Source organism: Paenibacillus sp. IHBB 10380, assembly GCF_000949425.1.
Taxonomy (GTDB): domain Bacteria; phylum Bacillota; class Bacilli; order Paenibacillales; family Paenibacillaceae; genus Paenibacillus_AQ.
The window spans coordinates 1,926,354-1,946,796 of record NZ_CP010976.1; the positions used below are offsets into that span (position 1 = coordinate 1,926,354).

A 20,443-nucleotide genomic window follows, 5' to 3' on the forward strand; every position below is an offset into this window, starting at 1 on the left:
GGACACGATAGTTAAAAATAAAGGGTTCTACATATTAGTTATGCATAATATGTAGAACCCTTTATTTTCTTTCTACAACTGGAACCACCATTATTCACTAATCCAGTACCATCTTCATCTATCACAATATCCAATGTAATCGGAATTACCTTATCGTTTACTAGTGGATCATTTGCAATCTTCACATTATTTATGACATCCATAATATCGTTTTCTTGCGGTTCATCCAGCGTCAACCGGAAACTTGGACCGCAACATCCACGTTCTTTAGATGCAAATCGAAGAGAATCCCCGTGAGCTTAGTCTAGCAAGTTCTATAGAAATAAAGCCAAAAATATATGCCCTTCCTGAATATTAAGCCTACTCAGAGAGAATCATTAAAAGTCTTATATACAAAATAAAGAGAAGGGACAGTCTTATCACTGTCTCTTCTCTTTATTTAAATGACATTAGCAATAATCATGCTGTCTGTTCTTTTTTTCGTTTTCCCTTTGGTTTTATTGTTTTTTTACTTGTACTATTATTTAAAGCTTCAATACTAGCCTGAAGTGCAGTCATAAGATCTACTACATTATTCTTCTGTTGAATAACCGTATATTGAATCTGCTCACCTTGAATTTTTTTGTTAATTGCATCGTTTAACTGGTTCCTATAATCATCCTGATATTTTGTAGGCTCAAACTCAGCTGATAGAAGTTGTACTATGGATTGCGCCATTGCTAACTCTTTAGGATCAACAACAGGATTAATCAGCACATTAGGTACATCTTGAATCGGCCTGATTTCATCAAAGTAATAAAGGGTTTCTAATACTAGACAGTTATTAACGACCCTAATTGCACCCAAACTGCTTTTCGAACGAATTGACACTTTGCATATACCTATCTTGCTAGTCGTCTTTAGGGCTTCCATCAAAAGAGTGTAACTTCTATCAGCTCGATTATCAGGAGATAGATAATATGTTTTCTGAAAATATATGGGGTCAATTTCATCAATATTTACAAAATCCATAATCTTTATTTCTTTATTTAATTCAGGTAGAAGTTGGTCTAACTCTTCCTTGTCAAAAAGGATATATTGGTTCTTTTGATACTCGTAGCCCTTTACAAGATCTTGAGTAACGATATCCTGATTACACTGAGTGCACGATTTGAGTAAAGATATTGGTGAACCGCATGTTCGATGAATTTGTCTCATCGTGATATCTTTATCCTCAGTTGCAGCGTGCATCTTTATCGGTAGATGTACAAGCCCAAAACTTAATGCACCTTTCCATAATGTATGCATATTTAATCTACCTTTCAAGTTTTTAGAAACATCCTTTCCATTTTTGATGTGAATTAATCAACACTATGAATCAGACATTACGAGGTGCTTTTGGACGGTGTAATTCTCATCGTTTTACAACGATCTGGACGTCCGTTGGGGGATCTTAACGAATACTCATCTCACCTTATTAGTGTTCGATGTGCGTAACTCATTCATATCGAAGGAGCGGCTGCTTTTTTTAGTTCGTTGGCAGAAAAAGTAGCTGCCATTGAGGTGTTACGTACCCCCTATTGTCACACCGCCATCTCGCTGCGCCGAACTGGACGTGAAGCTATAACAACCAAACTTTAATTTACGCCAACAAAAAGAGATCTGTCGGGTGACAGGCCTCTTTCATTTCCCATTAAGTTTGTTTGAACTTATATACTTTCGTAGCAATGGGACCAAGTTCTTGTCCAGAGCAAAGGACAAGAACTTAATCGCGCAACAGACTCCCCCGAACGAACCTGAGTTTGCATACACGCCTTAAAGATCCCATCACCTATTTATTATCCTTTATTCGTCTCAACTATAAACGAATAGACTAACTTGCCTGTTTCTATTAGTTATTCATTAATTGACTTTTCTAAGTTTACTAAGCCCAATAAAACTCTCAAGTGCTATTGGAAATATATCCTCCCCAAAATCAGATTTATTTTGAACTGCTTTCCAAATACCAGCACTATTTTTATCATTAGAATCATAACCTATAACAGTTTCTAATTTTGGAATATTAAAGTGTAATTTTTCAAGAGAAGCAGCATTAATTAATCTCCAGTTTGTAGTGATCATACTTCGTTTTGTTTTGTCACTTAGGAGCTCACCCTTTGAATTAAAAACATTGATACTCGATACTCCATTCGTATATATTTCACTTTCTTGTAGATCTTCAAGTGAGTCGAAAGATAAATCTAATGCAAAGTTATCTTCAAAATCAAAATCATTTATACAAAAAAACTCTATTCCGAGATGTTTGCATAAATTTATTAGAACAGCAGCTGTTATCTTACCATGATGAGGAACAATCGATATATTAAAAAAACTTAAGTATGTTTCTGCATACTTCTCATCACCAGTAAGAGCTAATACTTTTTTCTTTATGATTTCTTTATATGTCATTAAGTCATTCGGACCTTCTACCAGCACAACCTTTTGACTAAAGACAATCTTATTTAAATTCGGCTCTATCAATTTTATATAATTGTTGTAATCATTAATTTCAGACAGGACAAATTCCTTGTCTTGAATCTCTGTTAATGCTCTGTCGGGTTTATGTATATGCTCATCAGGTAAATCTGAGTGGCTTGGCAAACTGGATGAAATAAGGAAGAACCTAAAGTCAGGGATGAGGTATACATATCGGGAATAAAAAATCATAGCAGTTACACAGTGAAAACCATTCACTGGCACCGTACCAGTGTTCTTACCTACGTTTGTTTGAAATAAACTCCAACATACCAGGGCAATAGTATTGTTTTTTCTAAAATTATCTGATTACAGTGGTGTTTTTCCTCTTTATCCATTAGTCCTCCAATCAGGAATAATATTCACATACCATTTATTCCCTGTCGGAGGATAAGAGCATGTACCCATTCCCTCTTAGCACTCTAGGAATGAGTTCTTCAACTTTATTTATTTAGATCATTATTAATTCTGCTATTTCTTTTGATATGGGAACAATGGAAATTTTTTTTGCTTCGTTGGCAGAAAATAGCAGCGCTTGAGGTGTTACGTCCCCCCCCCCTCTCTCATCTAAAATTGCTGTTACCAACCTAAAAAGGTATATTCCAGAGGAAAAATTTCAGATAAAGTTATACGACCTTATAATGGTTGAAACAAAGAATGTATACAGCAGTTTTGTTGACCAAAATGATTTTTCATTGCGAACACCTTTCACAGATGATCAATTGGCCATTCGGTTATTAAAATATGAGACAAGACTTGAAGTCGTGCTTCCACTTATGGCAACCGGAGCTTATTGGGGAAAACTAAACCAACATTATTTTTGAGTGAAAAACCTTGAATATTTGGGTGATATAAAGCAGTATGATGGATTAACCGTTTGGCTAGATCTTCAATTTCACCCAGTCTTATTGCTCTCTTATACTGGTGGGATAGCTTCATTAGCCAATAATCAATATGATTTTCTTAAAACTCTAATGATCAAACCAATATGTCATCGTCAACGTCCTCATATTGCATAATTTCATAAATACCCATATGTTAACTAAAATATCAACATTGGGTATTTTTCAAATAAAGCTTCTCTTTGTTGAATATCCACAATATCGGCTGAGCGGGTCCCTCAATAGAACGAACTGATGCAGGTACTCATTGAATAGCTGAATCAGCGCTGGACCACCAGCAGGACCGATAAGCGTCTTGGCAACCTGAGGAGTCCACAGATGCTGATCACATCGACTTCTCAAAGCCAGGTCATCAAGAGCTGCCTCCCAATAATGATTGAGCGCCCATCCCTGTGATTGGAACTCGCGTGCCCAACGTGTTAAAGTCACTCCGATGCTCTGCACTTGAATGGCTAGCTCGCTTCTCCACTATCCCTAAGAACCAGTGCGCTAAGCAGAAGTATAGCCTCTCTCCCGGCAATTGCCAGACTAGCTTCAAGATTATCGAGCAACAACTCCGAAGCGGTGGACTGACCAAGCTGTACCCTGATCGCTGAAAGCAACACCCCTAATTCGCGGACGACCATCCTTCGCTCGGTAAACACCGTCGGGAAGAGCCCATTCGCCATTGTTCTGTGATTGCTTAATTGACTTATTCGTCTGTTCGCCGATTAGTCCATCAATATCGATGCTCTCTCCCCATTTTATACTATGCCTACCCAACGTTAAACGATATTCTAACATTTTACACCTCTCCTTCTGTTGGTTAGGATAACATCCCTAGATTCTAATTGAACAGAAGGCACTTTATTGTATTATCGCATCAATTCAGTAAGATAAGAACATTATTGAAACTATAAAAAGACCATTTATAGAAGCATGGTTTTTCCACGTTCCAACCTTCCTATTACCTGACTCCGCTCATCATCTAACGAGTTCCCATTCAAAGCGAGCAAAATACCTGACTCTTGGAATGCCTTAGCCATATAGATTACATACTCAATACTAGTCAAAAGACCCCACTTTGTTAAAGTGGAGTCGTACACGATGATCTATTCCAAAAATGCAATTAATTATTATTTAAATACTACTGTTACATTTATCGTTGAGACATCGTCACTGAAATTCATCGCGGCGGTCAAGCAAATTGTCGCCTAGCCTCAAATATGTATAGTTATGTTTTTACTAACGTGTTCAGGGTTAAGCCACACTTCATCCTGTAATGACCATTTTCGCGTAATGTCTGATATTAAAAGAATGCATATCTGTTGTCTAAACTTAATTGATATTCGGAGATGAATATTTAGATTCATGTAGGGAAAATATATTAATGTTCAAAATAGATTATGAGGAGAATTGGTGATGAAGAAAATCTGGTCATTGTTATTTGCTTTAACAATATTTTCATGCGCGCTTTCTTTACCTGCTTTCGCGCAACAAACAAGTCGAGATAATATGATGATAACGAATAACACCCGAATGAACAACAACTTCGATACTAACAGCACAACTAATACTCAAACGAATGGGTATGAAATTGACAGTAATCGTAACAATTCTAATAACTACCGAACAAATGCGGTAACTGATGATAACGATTTTGATTGGGGATGGCTAGGCTTACTTGGTTTAACTGGCTTATTCGGATTAAGGAATCGTGATCACGAACGCAACAAAAAATAAATTTGAAAAATTTCAACAAATGAAAAGAGGTAGAAATGAAATGGGAATTCTAAACGGTAATCCAAAACATGAACCGATGCATTATGGAGAAGTATTTACTGTATGGCAAGGCTCCGCTGTAGCTAAGGGTGCCGTATCTTGCTACCAAACATACTTAAACCACGCAGGTGACAAAGACCTTAAAAAAGTGCTTGAAGCTTTAATTGATCAAGCAAAATTAGAGATTAAAGAGCTCGATACTTTACTCACAGATAACGGAATTATTCCTGCACCAGTTATGCCTGAAAGACCACTTGTAAAACTAGAAGATATTCCTGCAGGCGCAAGATTTAGTGATCCTGAAATAGCAGCTAAAATTGCAGCTGACACTTCTATTGGTTTGGTTGCATGTAGCCAAGCTATGGGCCAATCAGTAAGGGCAGATATTGGAGCTCTATTTGCTAAATATCATCTTTCTAAAGCAGCCTTAGGTTTTCGGATACTTGAGTTAACAAAAGAAAAAGGTTGGCTTGTCCCTCCTCCTCTTCAATTGATACGTCCCGAGGTTTAATTTACACTCGTTTAACTCATTTCGCTTTCAAAAAACTAGGAGGAATACACAATGATCAACAATCTAAACCAACAACAACAGCAACTAGCACAAGCAGAACAGCTTATACAGCAATTGGTGTCACAGACACAACAGGCTTCCATCCAATATCAGCACCTATTAGCTCAAGAGCAACAAAATGCAAGAACACTAGAGCAACTTTCCCAAAGAGAGCAACAAGCGGCTCAAATCATTCAAACCGCATTACAAGGACATCAAAATGCGATTCAACAATTACAACAAGTATCGGGATTATGCAAACAAATAGCTCAATCTACTAACCAATTTACTCCTAATGCGATTTTGTCCAATCAACATTTACATCCAAATACATTTCCCAACCATTCCATTCAATAATAGGAGGATCTCTATTGTATTTCTACAAAGAAGATTTAATTAATATTATTAAAAAGGACAAACCAGACCCAGCAGCAGCTAAGGTTTTGCAAGAAACGCTTGGTGGACAATTCGGAGAAATGCGTACTATGATGCAATACTTCTTCCAAAGTAGTAATTTCCGGGGTAAAGAGACACAATTCCGTGATTTAATACGTGGTGTATTTCTTGAGGAGATCAGCCACGTTGAGCTCGTTCAACAAACCATTAATCAACTGCTTAACGACTCTGGTGAAGACTCTCCAGGAAATGCTGGGGTTGATTCGGCCCCTTTGGATGAAGCCATTAAACATGCCAATCCTCATCATTTCATTGTAGGTGCAAAGAGCTCTTTGCCTGTTGATGCGGCAGGTAATCCATGGCTGGGCAATTATGTATATAGCCATGGCAATCTAATTAGTGACCTTTTGGACAATCTTGTCCTAGAGTCAACCGGGGTTCTGCAGAAATCACGAATCTACGAAATGAGCTCCAACCAAACATTTCGTGAGACCCTTGCATTTCTAATCGTTCGTGACAATGCCCATCAGAACGCTTTCGCTAAAGCGTTGGAAACGCTTGGAGTAGAATGGGGCAAGCTCTTCCCGGTACCCAATTATGATATTAATAAATACCCGGAATGCCGCAAGTATGTAGATTTGGGATACCATAATGCTCAGTTTAATTTCCGTCTGGATCAATCTCGTATTGGTGAAATATTTAATGGTAAGTCTCCTAGCCGTAATGGCGGACAATTAGAGGTTACACCACCACCAGATGGCTTTCCTATCCCCTACTTACCTGAAATGCCAAATGAACATAGCCCAGGTATCTATGATATGAACGCCTAGTAGTAATAAAAGCCTGCTTATTACTATTAAGCAGGCTTTTATTACATTTGAAACAATCAGACTTAAGATGGAGATAAAAGTATTTACAAGGTGGCGATCTGACATGGATAAAGAATTATCTTATGGTGATGACTATCACTACTTACCTATAACTTCGATTAAAAGTGGTGTTGGACAAGAAGTAACTTCAGATTTATTTTGTTTAACGATTCAAATTGTCAATGTCATTTTCATAGGTCAACCTAATTCCGATAATTGGATATTAGTTGATGCAGGAATGCCTAAATCTGCTGACACCATTATAGCGGCTTCTGAAGAACGGTTCGGTCCTAAAAGCAAGCCCAAAGCGATAATTCTAACCCACGGACACTTTGACCATGTTGGTGCTATTGTTGAGCTCATAGACCATTGGGGGGTTCCCGTTTATGCACATGAACTGGAATTACCTTATTTAACAGGCAAGCAAAACTATCCAGATCCTGATCCAACCGTTGAAGGAGGATTGATTGCCAAAATGTCTCCTTTATTTCCTAACGAAGCCATTCATCTTGGTCATCATGTAACAAAGCTTCCTTCTGACTATACGATACCATCAATGTCAGAATGGCGATGGATCCACACGTCTGGACATACGCCTGGTCATATCTCTTTATTCAGAGAACGTGATCGTTTGCTCATCGCTGGAGATGCATTTGTAACGGTCAAGCAAGAATATCTGTATGACGTTATTTCCCAGAAACCAGAAATCAGCGGACCTCCTCGCTATTTAACAACAGATTGGCAAGCCGCATTAGAGTCCGTTAGGTCATTAGAAGCATTGAAACCGTTGATTGCCATTACGGGACATGGCCTCCCCTTTGCCGGAGAAATTTTGACGCATAGTCTGAAACAATTGGCTGATGAATTTGATCGTAAAGCTGTACCGCGATATGGAAAGTATGTAAATTGACTAATTTTGTTTGAATTTAAAGCTGAGACATAGATCGTTACCCCAAGATCTTTGTGTTGGATTTTCATTTCTGTCGGACATGATAGCTAATATTATGGAAATAGCGAAATAAAAATCATCCTAGGGTGATTTTTTTAGTATACAAGTGAAATTAAGTAACAGTTCTCTACTACGCTAGCTCTATCACTAGCTAATCCTGCCTTCGGTGATGGTGTAAGGTGGTTCATGATAGCCTTCCCTGCTGGATAAATTTCCAGGTGCTCACCCAACAGTGATACATGTCTTGTTGATTCCTACCCATTCAGCACTAGTAACATGGGATACATTTTATCTTAAAGACGGCTATAATGTTTAATATTTAATGTTATCACCTTGATCGCTATTACTGGGAGTAACTGCGAATAACGTTAGTAATCCGCCGACCAACCCTACGGATGCCATAGTGCCAAATGTCAACCAATGCCCTTTGTTTATTAGAAGCGATATTACCAATGGCCCCAGTGCCACTCCAATGAACCGCATGCTACTATATAAGGAGGTAATCGTACCCCGGTTATCCTTCTCAATTCCCTCAGTAATTAATGCATCCATACAAGGTAGTGCTACTCCAATGCCAACTCCACTTAAACTTAAGAATCCCACCATCAGATAAATCCCTTTATTAAAACCAGTTAAAACCATAGATATAGTTAACAGTACCATCCCACTAAATCCCAGCCACTTCATCAGTGTTTTATTCTTTCCTATAATCTTTCCACTTCCATATGAAGAGAGGCAAAGAAGTGAGAGTGGGATAGCTAGCACAAAACCCTTTGTGGCCCCACGAAGATTATATTTAGATTCCAGTGTCTCTGATAAATAGAATAACACTCCAAAAGTTACAAACATGCAGATGCCGCCGATTGCAAAAATAGAATAGAGCCAACGCCCTTTTTCATGCAAAATGTCTCTTATTTCTGATGTGAATTGACGTAAACTTGTATTCTCTGGTTTTTCATTTTTCTCTGGTTTTGGATTTTCTACTAAAAGCAAAACCATTAGAAATGAAATCAAACAAAGTATAGGAATCGCTATAAAAGGAGCAAACCAAAGTAGTGTGCCTAAATACGCGCCCAATATCGGACTGAGAACCTTTCCGAAAGTGTTGGAGGTTTCAATAAGTCCTAAATTTTTGCTAACTTCTGTTTCATCTTTAAAAAGGTCACCTATAAAAGGAAGGACGATTGGAAAAGCCCCCGCAGCTCCAATTCCCTGTAGCAAACGTCCAGTCAGTATAATCCAATAGGCGCTTAACCCCTCCATAAACCAAGAAGCTGCTACACATATCGTCCCGCCTACAGCAGTAATAAGCAAGCTTGGTAGTATAATTTTTTTTCGCCCAAAACGATCAGACAAATATCCTGCAATCGGAATCATCGGAATCGCTACGAGCCCGTAAACCGTAATGATCATACTGACTTGAAAAGCAGTAATTCCTAGCTGGCGTGATATTTGTGGCAGAATAGGTAGTAGCATTGAATTACCGAGTGTCATAATTAATGGAATTGAAGCAAGTGCAACTAACTCCCATTTTTTGTTCTTCATGAACGAACCACCTTTATCTTTATTTGTAGCATTGTTTACTGTATGTTCAAATTTCTTAGTAATCAAATGTTATTCCAATTAAAAACTTGTATTAAAAATAGGTTTGTCCGAATAGCCTATTTACGTAGTATGTTATAGAACAAGTTAAAGGGGGAAGAACAAGATCAATACATTTTTTAGTTATATTTTTCTTGGTTTGTCACTTTCCGCACCCATTGGACCCATCAATGCTGCACAGCTAAACAAGGGCATTCAAGGAGGATTTTGGCATGCATATGTTATCGGGCTTGGTGCTATAAGTGCGGATATTATCTATATGTTGCTAGTGTATTTTGGAGTCATACATCTGCTTGACTCTCCATTTATAAAAGCCTTTCTATGGATTTTCGGCTTTTTTGTGTTAGTATATACAGGCATTGAAAGCATCAAAGATGCAGGGAAAATCTCATCTCCTGCTGAGATGCGAAGTAGCGGTTCTTCATTGGGTAAAACATTTATATCTGGATTCCTGTTGTCTTTATTGAATCCATTATCTATCCTTTTCTGGCTCGGTATTTACGGATCTATACTGGCAAAAGCTGCCAACGAATTTCCGATACAGCAACTTTTAATATACAGTGGTGCTATCGTACTCGGCATTCTCCTTTGGGATGTAACCATGGCCGCTGTTTCTAGCATCTTTCGCGAATTTTTGACACTCCGAGTCTTAAAAGGCATTTCTATGCTGTCTGGACTGTCACTTGTAGGGTTTGGCTCATATTTTGGTGTACAAGCCTTTCAGTTACTATTTATCCACTAAAACTTTTTCTTTCGCATTCGTTTGATTCCATTCATTCGAAGCCCTGAGTCTTTTGCTAAAGGATAATGCTCTTTCACTGCTTGTTCTATTTCAAACATTCTTTCCACATGAATTATTTTTCTTTTTGCGAAACCAGTGAACGATTAAGTCACATGCTGCGATCACAGAAACAAGTAGCAGACTGATATAAAATCCTGGACGGCTGAGAGCGTGAAAAAGGGTGCCGACCACTGCCATACCAATCAACAGAAACCCAATCCATCGTTTTACCCCACTCAACTTTTTTGCCTTCAGTAGTTTACCTGAAGAGAGCAAAATAAAAGACCAGTTATACAAAAGCATCAATCCGGCTGCAGTAGTGATATATTCATAAACTTTTCCAGGCATTAGTAGCGACAATACAATCGTTGCTAATAATCCGCCTGATATTAAGAAGAGAGCATAAAGTGGGTATTTATCTTTCCACTTACGCGAGAAAATTCTGGGAGCATCGCCTTCCTGAGCAAGAGTAATCATCATAGAAGTCACTGCGTAAAGTGATGCTATCATTGTGGAGAATCCAGCTATAATCAACACGGCATTAAAAACATGTGGAACAAAGATGAGATGGTCACTGCTCAGCGCAAGTACAAAGGGGCTTTCTTTCGGATTAAAAGCTCCTAAAGGCACCATGCATACAGCCAAACCAATAGAAATCACATACACTGTCGTTAGAAGTAAAAGCATGACCTTGCCTGCCTTTGGTGCTTCCTCCGGCTTTTCAAGACGAAAAGACATAATGCCAAGGACCTCAATGCCACCATATGCATAAAAGGCAAAAATAAAAGAGGACCATAACCCCATACCCCCGTTTGGAAATATAGCAGAATAGTTAAGTGGGAACTTAGGCGAATATTTCCCTCCTCCAATCCATCCAGCTAGGAGAGCGGTTGCAATGATCAGAAACATGAGTATGGCAGCTATCTTGATTACAGCCAACACATTTTCAACCCGGTCAAAACCCTTATTACCAAAAAAAACGATAAGGAGACCTAATATTCCGAACCCTGCCGCAAATACCCACATGGGAACTGATGGAAACCAAAAGCGGGAGAAAATAGACAATGCTGTCAACTGACTTCCCATAATAAGCAGCTCTGAGCACCAATATACCCAACCGCTCCCGAATCCGGCCCAACTCCCGAAAGCTTTTTTAGCATAGGAACGAAAAGATCCCTGCTCTGCATGATCTGCCGTCATGCTTGATAGAGCATCGAATACAACGTAGGTACCAACGCCCGCCAGAATGTATGCAATAAGTACTGCTGGCCCTCCGATCGAAATTGTCAGACTGGACCCGAGGAAATAGCCGGTACCAATCGTTCCCGCAACGCCAAGTAAAGATAATTGCCACCATTTCAAGTTTTGTTCACCTTGGGCTGGAGTTTTGCTCATGATTTCACTCCTTAGAAATTTAGGGGGTAATCTCCTTCAGATTTAACTCTGATGTTTCAGGATAACCCTCTTGCGAGAATCTCATTCACTATTTTTATAAATGATCACCCTTTGTAAATAGGTGAAAATATGACCGCCTAGAAGAGAGTGAAATTGTACAAATTGTATATATTTACAAAATAAAACCCCAAACAACAATCTGGGTTGGCATGAGACTTTAGAGACTCACGAATGGATTTGAAAAGAAATACAGCTAACATTAAGTATAATTTCATTTTTCAAACAATCCCAAGTTATTCCTAATAAGTCAGATGCAAATTGAAATCATATGTTGCAACAATCCTGAACATTACTTCAATGACTTCAATGACTTCAATGAAAAAAGCAGGCTATCGTAGCGCCTGCTCTTCAATGTGTTGTATCATTCAACTAAGTGTTCCGTTAGTTCAATATGAGATCACACCTGTTGATTAACCAAATTATGTAACCTCAATAAACCAAAAGTGGTTATATTTCTGAACAATATGTTGAATCCGCACCAGCCATTCAATCGGTAATCTACAAAGAGCAAACAGGCGAGAGAATCGTGCAAAAGAAAGGGTTGCATGCCGAGGCAATGTTGGATTAGTGGCATCAAACATCCACTTGAGCAGCACGTAAACCATCAAAGCTCCAAACAATTGACCATACACAGCATTTTCGGCGGTACCAAACAATGTGGGGGATGTTTAAATGCTGTTTAATCCAACGGAAAAAGACCTCGATTTGCCAACGAGCTTTATACATAATATGGAGTGAATTTGTTGGGGTTATGATATCAGATGGAACCCGAGTGGAAGAGATAATCGCTATGTCAATAGCTTTGTTGTTCATCTTGTTGCAATCACTTGTCTTATCTCCTCCATTAAAACAATGTTAGAAACAATCTTATTGGCTTTTCCCACTGATTTGAATGCATTGTCTGAAATTATTAAGTTAACAAAGATGTCCCGTTTAGAAGAAGTTAGATAAGTACAATTAAAGTAAGTCTAAATCGTCTTCAGTAATTCTATATAGGAGGAAATCACATTTCAAAAGAATGGAATGTAACTTTATTCTCTCGGATTCCAAGATAAAAGAAATAATTATTATCAGCCAAACGGCAATCGGACTATATTCTTGGCCTCAAACGGCAATCGGAACAGATTCTTGACAATGCTTAATGACAAGAATCTGTTCCGATAAAACAAAAAAACCGCGATCTACGCGGACATTAATCGGACTATATTCTTGTCATCTTACACTTCTTCTGCCAATTGCAAGGCTTTGGTTTTGAGTCTACCAGCTCTGTCAAGATCGCCTTTTAAAACAGCTTGCTTGGATCTCGTCTCCCAAAGACCTGCCCTATTATATAGTTTTCCTGCTTTGCTCACCATGCTTGTTCACACCTTCACCGTATGTGTCTTCCATTCATTACACACTGTTATATTCACTGAGGATCCTCCGGATCTAACAGCCTAATAATATCTTTGGCCAACAAGATCAGGCGGTTTTCCTGCTCACCAACCTGCTTATTCTTCAGTTCTTGTCGTAAATAACGAATTTCATTTTTCAAACTTGTAATTTCAAATAAGTGTTCGAGCATAAGTCTCTTCAAACGCTCGTTCTCTTCCTCGGTTTTACCGCAGCGTTCGCATTTATCATTCATGTTTTAATGCACGCTCCCTATCATTTGCTATACACTAAGCTATTCACTTTGTTTCATACTTACCAGGAAACATGATTTTCTCTAATTCAAGTTCCGCGATGCGCTTGCCTGTGTTAATTCCGTAGAGGAATTGACTAGACGACGAAGCGGTGTATATAGCCTTTCCAGGTATGCAAAGAATGCAACAAGTGAACCTATCGTCAAGTTCCCGTAGATTACCTGATAACCGCCGTAAGCAATAACCAACAATGGAGCAATATCCGTTAATGTGTTAATAATTCCGTTGGTCAATGCGTTCCATCTGGTATGTGCTACTGCTCGGTTAAGAAAATGTTCGTTTTTATGTGCAAACAAGTCTTTCTCGTGCTGTTCAAGAGTGAAGCTCTTAATGATCGGTATGCCGTTAACACGTTCATATAGGTATCCTTGCATCTCCGCTAGCGATTGTGAACGCGATTTCGTTAAGTCTTTCAACCTACGATATAGAATTTTGATGGCTATGGCGTAAAAAGGCAAAATGGCAATTGCTACGACCGTAAGCGAAGTATTCATATAACTCATAATGCCTAAAGCTATTGATAACGTGATAAGATCCAGCCAAATATTCATCATGCCGGTTTCCACGAGACTTTTCGTTTGTCCAACATCGTTCATGATGCGGGAGATGACTTCCCCCACTTTATGATTCTGGTAATAGCGTAAGGATAATTACTGGGCATGATCGTATAGACGATTCCGAATATCAAATAAGATGCGGTTGGTCACCAATTGCGCGAAATATTGGCGGTAGTACTCGATAGGGTAACGTATGACGACGAACAAGATAAAAGCTCCCCCCATGAGCCACATGAGTTGTGAGATCTTCTCATCAACGGACAATGAGCTTAGTAACAAATCATCGACCACATACTTCATGACTAATGGCAATGCTAAAGGGATCCCAAATTTGATAATCCCGATTAGTACGGTAATCAACAAAATAGGCCAATAAGGCTTTACGAATTTAAAATAAGTTTTCAGGTTTATCAACGCTGGATCACCTCTTATCTGGCAATGTTTAACTATCGGTCATTATATCCCCCGTGGGGGGATGTGTCAAAGTGAAAAAAGCAGCTCATAAGAGCTGCCGGATTATACTTCCACATTCTCAATTCTAGATTTCTTAATGATGTAAAAATTCTGGATTTTCTTGTAAATCAACACAAGTACTAAGTAAAGCACGGTGACGACTACGATCGTTCCACCAGAGGCAAGGTCAAATACATAGGCAATAAATAAACCGCTCAATACGGACAGCTCACCGAATAGGATCGCGTAAATTAAGGTCTGACGAAAACTATTGGCTAAGCGAAGGGCGATTGCGACAGGTAGCGTGATCATGGCCGACACGAGCAAGATGCCAACGACCTGCATCGAAACACTAATGACAAGTGCGACTAAGATGCTAAATATAAGATTGATGAATCGGTGCGGAATGCCCGATATGCGAGCACTCTCCTCATCAAACGAGAGATATAGCAATTCTTTATAGAACACCCAAATCACGGATACGATGACAGCACTGGCAATCGTGATCGTAATCAGGTTATTCCGAGTAACAGAGAGCAAGCTTCCGAATAGATACCCGAACAAATCCACATTAAAACCATTGGCTAAGCTAATCAGCACGACGCCCAGACCAATGCCGGTAGACAAGATAATGGGTATCGCGAGTTCTTGGTAAGAACGATAGATTTGGATAAAAAACGGATGATGATCAAAGGCACTTTTTTTACGATCATATTTGTCATCATTGCCCCATTCTTGTTATCCTCCATCTGGACAATCATACTTACCCCAATCCAATTTACTATATCATTTACCCTCATTCTAATCATGATGCTATACCGCTTAATTAAAACAGGTGTCAATATGATACATATTCCGCCGATCGTAAATTATTGGTTATTGTCACTCTTTTATTTCCTAGTTATTCGCAATTTTGTCTACATGATTTTGAGAGTTCATCTATTGGTAAAGCACCTGGTAGAAACGACTCATAACATCAATATATTACTTTTTACGAATCATTTGATATGGCGTGATACCCTTCTCATTGTAATAATCTTGGGATTATTAACACCTTGTATGATTTATAAGAGTTTCAATAGAAAAGTAAGAAAGATGAACTTAGAATAAAATGTAGTTCCGAAATGTACAGGGTCAAAGCTTATTTCTAAAGTAACGTCAGTGATATCTGGTTCCTGAAGGAGTTTATTAATATCATCTGTAACAGCATAAATATCACATTCTTAATTCAGTACCACAAACACCCTTTAAAGGTAATTAGCCGTTATTCAGGTATTGATTTTTTAGTTTCATTGCAATAAAAAGGAAGGTTAAGAGACCGTGAACAGCTAATATCGCGATCAGACATTGTATGAGAAATTCGATGTCTGGAAGGAAAAGACCCACTGTCCTCCATGAGATACCCATACTATATGTGAATAATGGAATCAGTCCGACAGCGAATATGACGGAGATGAGCCCCGTAGATACCCATAACGTTTTATTTATCATGGTTTTGCGTCGTAAACGGATTAAGCTTAGTATGGATATAATAACCATTAATAATGCAACCCCAAGCGTAATCCATTGCGTGCTCACTTTCATTTCTGCCAATTTCGGGCTTTGGCCATTCATAATAGATCGAATTCCCTCCATTATACTTAAGTACGAAACAGCTTCTAATTCATGATACTTATTCATCAAAAGAACGGCGCCCAGATCTTTTTCGGGAATAAAGAATACTTCCGATTTATATTCAGGCGTTGCACCCGTATGATAAGGATACTTATCGCCCGATCTGGGGAAGTGCCAGCCCAAGCCGTATCGTCTATCATTTTCTGGGGGTGTTTGTAAATGTTTTAGACTTTGTTCGGTTAATAAATCCCCGCCGTATAGCATGAATTTTATAAATTTGGCGAGATCACTAGAGCTTGAAGACATATAACCATAAGGTGCTCCCGATTGATCATACAACCCACCGCCTTTAACAGGCTTGCCGAACCATGAATGAAAACCGGGTACAAATCCTTTGTCAATCGCTCTTTCATAATCGGCAGTAGTGTCATTCATGCCAAGAGGAGAGAATATATATTTATCCATAAATACTGAGAATGACTGGTTGGAGACCGACTCAATTATAGCTCCTAAAAGTAAATAGTTAGCTGAATTATTTTCATATACCTCACCCGGAACATGGTTTAACTTTACTCCACTGAGTTCTGTAACGGCTTGAGTAATGCCTTTCTCCTTATCACGATCTTGCTGATCTGTCACTTTCATTCCGTCATATGCGCTAATTCCGCTCGTCTGTTCTAATAGATTACGTACAGTTATTGATTTTGTACTGTCTGTTTGATAGGTAAACCAAGGGATATAAGTCTTCTACCAATGTCATAATAGCAAGTGATGTCAATGGTTTGCTTACCGAACCTATTAGAAAAGTCGTATCTTCCGTTACGGCTGATCCATCACTCATTGTCCCCCAGCTATTTTGAAAGACGGTCTGACCGTTATGTATCACTGCCAGCGAAGCACCCGGAATATGATATTCCTCCAGCGCTTCTTTCATAAATGTTTCGATTTGTTGAGTCGTATCGCGACCTTCAGCAGCTAGAGAAAGAGAAGGAGCAACGAGCAGGAAGATGAATAAACTGGTTAGTAGTATTTTTTTCATCTGATTTCACCTTTCGTATGAGTTTAGTTATGTGTTCAAGTGAAAATGTATTAACTTAAACAGAATGGGATTTACTTATATATAGCTCAAGAAGCTCGATCAATAATCTATACGATTGGTCAATATCAAATTCATCGTCGACAATTTTCTGAAGCGCTAGTCCGTCGAAGCAAGCTAATAGTATACCGGCAAGCGCAGAGGCCTTTTGGGAATCGCCAACAAAGTGCTGCAACGGCATGGAAAGACTATCTCTCCCACTCTTGAGAATAGACGCTACGTGCTGTTCAAGATGCCCGCTTTCGCTTTTTATCCCTAGAGAAAAAATCTCATATCGCCAACGATACCAGTCGGGATTGTCTACCGCTCTGGATTTGATTTCAAGTAGAACTGATTCGAAGTTTACACCGTCATCCGGCTGTCCGTCATATTGACTTTGGTAATGCTTTTGGATTTCATTCTGTACGGAAAGTAACAGTTCTTCTTTATTTTTAAAATAATAATGAACAAGTCCCGAAGTGATATCGGCTTCGCTTGCAATATCTTTAATCGTAGCGTCGTCTTATAGAAGGATTTTATTGCCGCTAAAAAATGTTTTATTGTTTGAGAACTTTTCTTTGTCAATATAACTAATTGAAACTCATCTCGAGGTCTTAACTTGTAGCTCCAGTTATATTGTTTCTCTGTCTAATAAATCACTGAATTATAGACGTTAGGATCATTTTGCGAAAGTACCGCCACAATGTAGGTAACCTTATGTCAAAATCCCACAATGTGGGCAGATTAGTGCATTTTGGCGTGACATCAATTTGCCAACATAAAAATAAAAAAGCCTGATTCGGCAGGCTTTGCTGATACTGCTTATGTAGGCACTTTAGTGTCACTGGACAGTAATGAGTCGGCAAAACCTGCACTAATCTCCAACCGTCTCGCATGCTCATCTATTGTGTCTCTATGTGTTGCGGATGAGAAAAATCCACCTAACGAAGTCTCTACATATTTGTACTCATACATGATTACCCCACCCTTCACTCAGTATGTTTTTTAATTACGAGTTCTGGTCAATTAACGTTTCAATTGCCCTACCAGTTAGTGTAAACGGCGGCAGCTTATCGTTCTGGTCGGCTACCGTTGTTTTATCATTAAGCTATAGTGTCCCGTTAGTTGAATGTTCACCTATTGGAATGAATCAAGGCACTTTTTATGGATGTTTTTAGTTCATCCAACTTTTCTTGAGGAATCTTCTTTCTTATACGCAGGACTATATCTTGGCCTGTTATGAAATGCCTATTGCGACGTTATTGCGCTGAAATCTCGAACTTCGTGCCGGCATCTCCGGCAAAAACAATAGATCCTCCCGCGGGTAGTTCAACCTGTTCCTTGCCTCCGATGATACTAAAGTAGGTGCATGATCCCATTGCATCATAAACGGCGAAGGAAGCGTTCGAGGGCATGTTCACCTTAATGGCCTTACTCCCGTCTTTGTCGCTTATCGTATACCATTGCGCGTATCCGTCGGGCGGAATCGTAACGATTGATTTTTTAGCGAAGTTAAAAGGCTTCACGGCGTCCTCGTTCACTAAGATGATCCCACCAAGATTCAAGTACTCAACGCCTTCCTGTGTAAAGAACGTATAACTTGAGAGATCCCGCCCGTTTATTCCCGGAATTTGCAATTCGGAGATGGCTGAATTCGGGCCGGTTATTCGCTTATCCAACACGTACCCTGGAAATTGTTTCGACACATTCAAGTGGATGGTTATCGACGTCAAATAAGAAATCGACGTGTACTTCTCATTCAGCAGATAATACTTCTTTCCATCGCGCTTAATCCATGCCTCTATTGTCCCTGCCGGAAGATCTTGGGGCTGGAGCTTCTCGGCGCTGTACATTGATATAGCTATCTGCCCAAGACCCGGGAAAGAATGGTATCGACGAAGCCATAAGTAGGTGCGTCCGTTCTCCTCAGTCACGAAGCTGATCATCCTATTCCCATCCGCACTCCGGAACGTGCCGTCTGCCGAATAATAGTAGATCTCGTCTGGATTAACTGGCGATTGCTCCGAAGTGATGGACATGACGCCACCTTCGGTAATATCTATATTTGCCGTTGTACGTGATGAGCCATAGATTCCTGAATACATGCGTGATAGAGAACCGTGTCCCCGCCTTTGGTCAGCGCCTTTATCCCATATTCGCTGAAGGGATACAGATTGACGCTGTCCCAGCCAAGACCGTATTCGAATGAGTTGTCCGCATCGTCAGGCCACAACGGCGTCTTATACTCGTCTTGCGCCATGGCCGCAGCCGATTTACCGGACAAGACTTCTTCCGCTTCCCCCGTGAAAACTTGCGAGAATCGAGTTAAATCTTCCGCCGTGGAATAAATGCCTCCCGATCCGATTGCGTTGAGCGTCTCGTTGGGAAGTTGTCCTGCATAGGTAGGATAATAGAGTCCCGCCATCTTCGCTGTGTCCAGAGAATCAAGTGGCGTCTTTGTATTGGTCATACCCAGAGGTTCCGTAATATATCGATGGATAAAAGAGGTAAAGTTCATGCCACTAACTCGCTCGGCCACAATCTCGGCTAGCGTAAATCCGTCATTGCAGTAAACCGAAAAAGCGCCCGGGTTCGCCTTCAAGGTCTGATCGGCCAGTTCCTTCAGCAGTGTATCGTGGGCGTACGTATCGTTATCTTCAAATAAAAAGGCGTTCGTCTGCGACGATCCATTCAAACCGGAAGAGTGATTCAGCAGCATGCGCGGCGTAATCTGTTTGTAGCGTTCGTCCTTCATCGCAAACTCGGGTATATACTGGACGACCGGCTTATCGAGGTCGATCTTCCCTTGATCAATAAGGGCGTATTGCACGCTGTTCGTATCGTAAGCTTTCGTGAGGAGATCTGCCTTCTCCTTTGCATAATTCCGGGTTACTTCGTAGGTGATTAAAGCCTTGCTCGAAGGCGAGTCCATTGCCGCCGTTGGCTCAGATGTATTCAGCGCCCCTGCTATGTTCTGCGTCTCTGCCGGTGCTTTGTTGTCGTCGCAGGAGGCTAGCAGCAGACACGAAGATAGCACAACTCCCATTATCCATCGACTTTTCATCATTCGAACTCTCCTTCCGGAGTTTTAGTAGATATGAACAAAAATTGGTATATTTAAATATTAATAAAAAAATTAGTATTTATGCAAAACTGCCCGTTACTTCAATGCGAAAGGGAGCAGCTGCCCATAACGGTTTGCTCCCTGGTTATTTGCACTATCGTGTCCCGTTAGCTTAATGAAAAACTGACTTAAATCCTCGAAATGCTATGGGAGAATCCAATGAACAGAAGCGTAAAT

General features: G+C 39.7%; 18 protein-coding genes and 6 pseudogenes. 6 read left to right on the top strand and 18 right to left on the bottom strand.

Annotation, left to right across the window (positions count from 1 at the left end; all coding sequences use genetic code 11):
* Positions 1–459: 459 nt before the first annotated feature.
* The 6 genes and pseudogenes from ku to UB51_RS28175 all read right to left on the bottom strand — a co-directional run bounded on the left by ku (position 460) and on the right by UB51_RS28175 (position 4,447).
* Positions 460–1,305: a non-homologous end joining protein Ku gene (gene ku, locus UB51_RS08275; protein ID WP_234405569.1), complete on the bottom strand. Its 846-nt coding sequence runs from the start codon at positions 1,303–1,305 to the stop codon at positions 460–462.
* A gap of 576 nt (positions 1,306–1,881) precedes the next feature.
* The gene (locus UB51_RS08280; RefSeq protein ID WP_144406980.1) at positions 1,882–2,718 is read right to left on the bottom strand and encodes a TOPRIM nucleotidyl transferase/hydrolase domain-containing protein; all 837 of its coding nucleotides are present in this window, start codon (positions 2,716–2,718) and stop codon (positions 1,882–1,884) included.
* A 762-nt stretch (positions 2,719–3,480) separates the two neighbouring features.
* A pseudogene (locus tag UB51_RS29600) lies at positions 3,481–3,604 on the bottom strand (SDR family NAD(P)-dependent oxidoreductase); the annotation flags it as partial.
* Complete coding sequence (locus UB51_RS26320) at positions 3,561–3,824, bottom strand: hypothetical protein (RefSeq protein ID WP_144406981.1); 264 nt, start codon at positions 3,822–3,824, stop codon at positions 3,561–3,563. The gene UB51_RS26320 and the pseudogene UB51_RS29600, both read right to left, overlap by 44 nt.
* A gap of 111 nt (positions 3,825–3,935) precedes the next feature.
* Positions 3,936–4,178, bottom strand: coding sequence for a hypothetical protein (locus UB51_RS26325; RefSeq protein ID WP_052675811.1), 243 nt, complete (start codon positions 4,176–4,178; stop codon positions 3,936–3,938).
* A gap of 125 nt (positions 4,179–4,303) precedes the next feature.
* Entirely contained in the window at positions 4,304–4,447 is a 144-nt protein-coding gene (locus UB51_RS28175) for a hypothetical protein (protein ID WP_160297237.1), read from the bottom strand.
* Between the two features lie 349 nt (positions 4,448–4,796).
* Between UB51_RS28175 and UB51_RS08295 the strand changes: the two genes are divergently transcribed.
* The 5 genes from UB51_RS08295 (at position 4,797) to UB51_RS08315 (ending at position 7,881) form a co-directional block, all read left to right on the top strand.
* Positions 4,797–5,117, top strand: coding sequence for a WGxxGxxG family protein (locus UB51_RS08295; RefSeq protein WP_044876902.1), 321 nt, complete (start codon positions 4,797–4,799; stop codon positions 5,115–5,117).
* Between the two features lie 40 nt (positions 5,118–5,157).
* On the top strand, positions 5,158–5,667 hold the full coding sequence (locus UB51_RS08300; protein WP_044876903.1) for a DUF3231 family protein: 510 nt from the start codon (positions 5,158–5,160) through the stop codon (positions 5,665–5,667).
* A 51-nt stretch (positions 5,668–5,718) separates the two neighbouring features.
* Positions 5,719–6,063: a hypothetical protein gene (locus tag UB51_RS08305; RefSeq protein ID WP_044876904.1), complete on the top strand. Its 345-nt coding sequence runs from the start codon at positions 5,719–5,721 to the stop codon at positions 6,061–6,063.
* Positions 6,064–6,077: 14 nt separating this feature from the next.
* Positions 6,078–6,932, top strand: coding sequence for a manganese catalase family protein (locus UB51_RS08310; protein ID WP_044876905.1), 855 nt, complete (start codon positions 6,078–6,080; stop codon positions 6,930–6,932).
* 103 nt (positions 6,933–7,035) lie between these two features.
* A complete protein-coding gene (locus UB51_RS08315; RefSeq protein WP_044876906.1) occupies positions 7,036–7,881 on the top strand; it encodes an MBL fold metallo-hydrolase in 846 nt (281 codons plus the stop codon).
* A 351-nt stretch (positions 7,882–8,232) separates the two neighbouring features.
* Here UB51_RS08315 and UB51_RS08320 read toward each other — a convergent pair whose 3' ends face one another.
* Positions 8,233–9,465 (bottom strand): bacillibactin exporter BcbE, encoded by a 1,233-nt coding sequence (locus tag UB51_RS08320; protein ID WP_044876907.1) that lies wholly within the window; start codon positions 9,463–9,465, stop codon positions 8,233–8,235.
* Positions 9,466–9,628: 163 nt separating this feature from the next.
* On the opposite strand from UB51_RS08320, the gene UB51_RS08325 reads away from it, so the two are divergent.
* A complete protein-coding gene (locus UB51_RS08325; protein ID WP_044876908.1) occupies positions 9,629–10,264 on the top strand; it encodes a LysE family transporter in 636 nt (211 codons plus the stop codon).
* Between the two features lie 90 nt (positions 10,265–10,354).
* Here UB51_RS08325 and UB51_RS08330 read toward each other — a convergent pair whose 3' ends face one another.
* The 11 genes and pseudogenes from UB51_RS08330 to UB51_RS29610 all read right to left on the bottom strand — a co-directional run bounded on the left by UB51_RS08330 (position 10,355) and on the right by UB51_RS29610 (position 20,074).
* Positions 10,355–11,698: an amino acid permease gene (locus UB51_RS08330; protein ID WP_044876909.1), complete on the bottom strand. Its 1,344-nt coding sequence runs from the start codon at positions 11,696–11,698 to the stop codon at positions 10,355–10,357.
* Positions 11,699–12,177: 479 nt separating this feature from the next.
* Positions 12,178–12,481: pseudogene (locus tag UB51_RS29605) on the bottom strand (transposase); the annotation flags it as partial.
* Between the two features lie 494 nt (positions 12,482–12,975).
* Positions 12,976–13,113 carry a hypothetical protein gene (locus UB51_RS28180; RefSeq protein WP_160297238.1) on the bottom strand — a complete coding sequence of 46 codons (138 nt, stop codon included), beginning with the start codon at positions 13,111–13,113 and terminating at the stop codon, positions 12,976–12,978.
* Between the two features lie 53 nt (positions 13,114–13,166).
* Entirely contained in the window at positions 13,167–13,385 is a 219-nt protein-coding gene (locus tag UB51_RS08335) for a hypothetical protein (protein WP_044876910.1), read from the bottom strand.
* A gap of 96 nt (positions 13,386–13,481) precedes the next feature.
* Positions 13,482–14,411: pseudogene (locus UB51_RS26965) on the bottom strand (ABC transporter transmembrane domain-containing protein); the annotation flags it as partial.
* Positions 14,412–14,516: 105 nt separating this feature from the next.
* Positions 14,517–15,080, bottom strand: coding sequence for a metal ABC transporter permease (locus UB51_RS08345; RefSeq protein ID WP_052675814.1), 564 nt, complete (start codon positions 15,078–15,080; stop codon positions 14,517–14,519).
* A 630-nt stretch (positions 15,081–15,710) separates the two neighbouring features.
* Positions 15,711–17,106: pseudogene (locus UB51_RS08350) on the bottom strand (serine hydrolase domain-containing protein).
* A 55-nt stretch (positions 17,107–17,161) separates the two neighbouring features.
* Positions 17,162–17,344, bottom strand: a complete 183-nt coding sequence (locus tag UB51_RS28815; protein ID WP_234405570.1) for a hypothetical protein — start codon at positions 17,342–17,344, stop codon at positions 17,162–17,164.
* Positions 17,345–17,581: 237 nt separating this feature from the next.
* Positions 17,582–17,653, bottom strand: a pseudogene (locus tag UB51_RS29270) (TetR family transcriptional regulator); the annotation flags it as partial.
* Positions 17,654–17,964: 311 nt separating this feature from the next.
* A complete protein-coding gene (locus tag UB51_RS27660) occupies positions 17,965–18,117 on the bottom strand; it encodes a DUF4177 domain-containing protein (RefSeq protein WP_199924994.1) in 153 nt (50 codons plus the stop codon).
* Positions 18,118–18,401: 284 nt separating this feature from the next.
* Positions 18,402–20,074: pseudogene (locus UB51_RS29610) on the bottom strand (serine hydrolase domain-containing protein).
* Positions 20,075–20,443: the final 369 nt, after the last annotated feature.

Excerpts from the sequence above, each read along its gene's own strand:
- UB51_RS26325 (WP_052675811.1), bottom strand. The coding sequence starts at position 4,178 with ATGTTAGAATATCGTTTAACGTTGGGTAGGCATAGTATAAAATGGGGA.
- UB51_RS08335 (WP_044876910.1), bottom strand. The coding sequence starts at position 13,385 with ATGAATGATAAATGCGAACGCTGCGGTAAAACCGAGGAAGAGAACGAG.
- UB51_RS08305 (WP_044876904.1), top strand. The coding sequence starts at position 5,719 with ATGATCAACAATCTAAACCAACAACAACAGCAACTAGCACAAGCAGAA.
- UB51_RS08295 (WP_044876902.1), top strand. The coding sequence starts at position 4,797 with ATGAAGAAAATCTGGTCATTGTTATTTGCTTTAACAATATTTTCATGC.
- UB51_RS28180 (WP_160297238.1), bottom strand. The coding sequence starts at position 13,113 with ATGGTGAGCAAAGCAGGAAAACTATATAATAGGGCAGGTCTTTGGGAG.
- UB51_RS08300 (WP_044876903.1), top strand. The coding sequence starts at position 5,158 with ATGGGAATTCTAAACGGTAATCCAAAACATGAACCGATGCATTATGGA.
- UB51_RS08320 (WP_044876907.1), bottom strand. The coding sequence starts at position 9,465 with ATGAAGAACAAAAAATGGGAGTTAGTTGCACTTGCTTCAATTCCATTA.
- UB51_RS28815 (WP_234405570.1), bottom strand. The coding sequence starts at position 17,344 with ATGCCGTTGCAGCACTTTGTTGGCGATTCCCAAAAGGCCTCTGCGCTT.
- UB51_RS27660 (WP_199924994.1), bottom strand. The coding sequence starts at position 18,117 with ATGTATGAGTACAAATATGTAGAGACTTCGTTAGGTGGATTTTTCTCA.
- UB51_RS08330 (WP_044876909.1), bottom strand. The coding sequence starts at position 11,698 with ATGAGCAAAACTCCAGCCCAAGGTGAACAAAACTTGAAATGGTGGCAA.
- UB51_RS08315 (WP_044876906.1), top strand. The coding sequence starts at position 7,036 with ATGGATAAAGAATTATCTTATGGTGATGACTATCACTACTTACCTATA.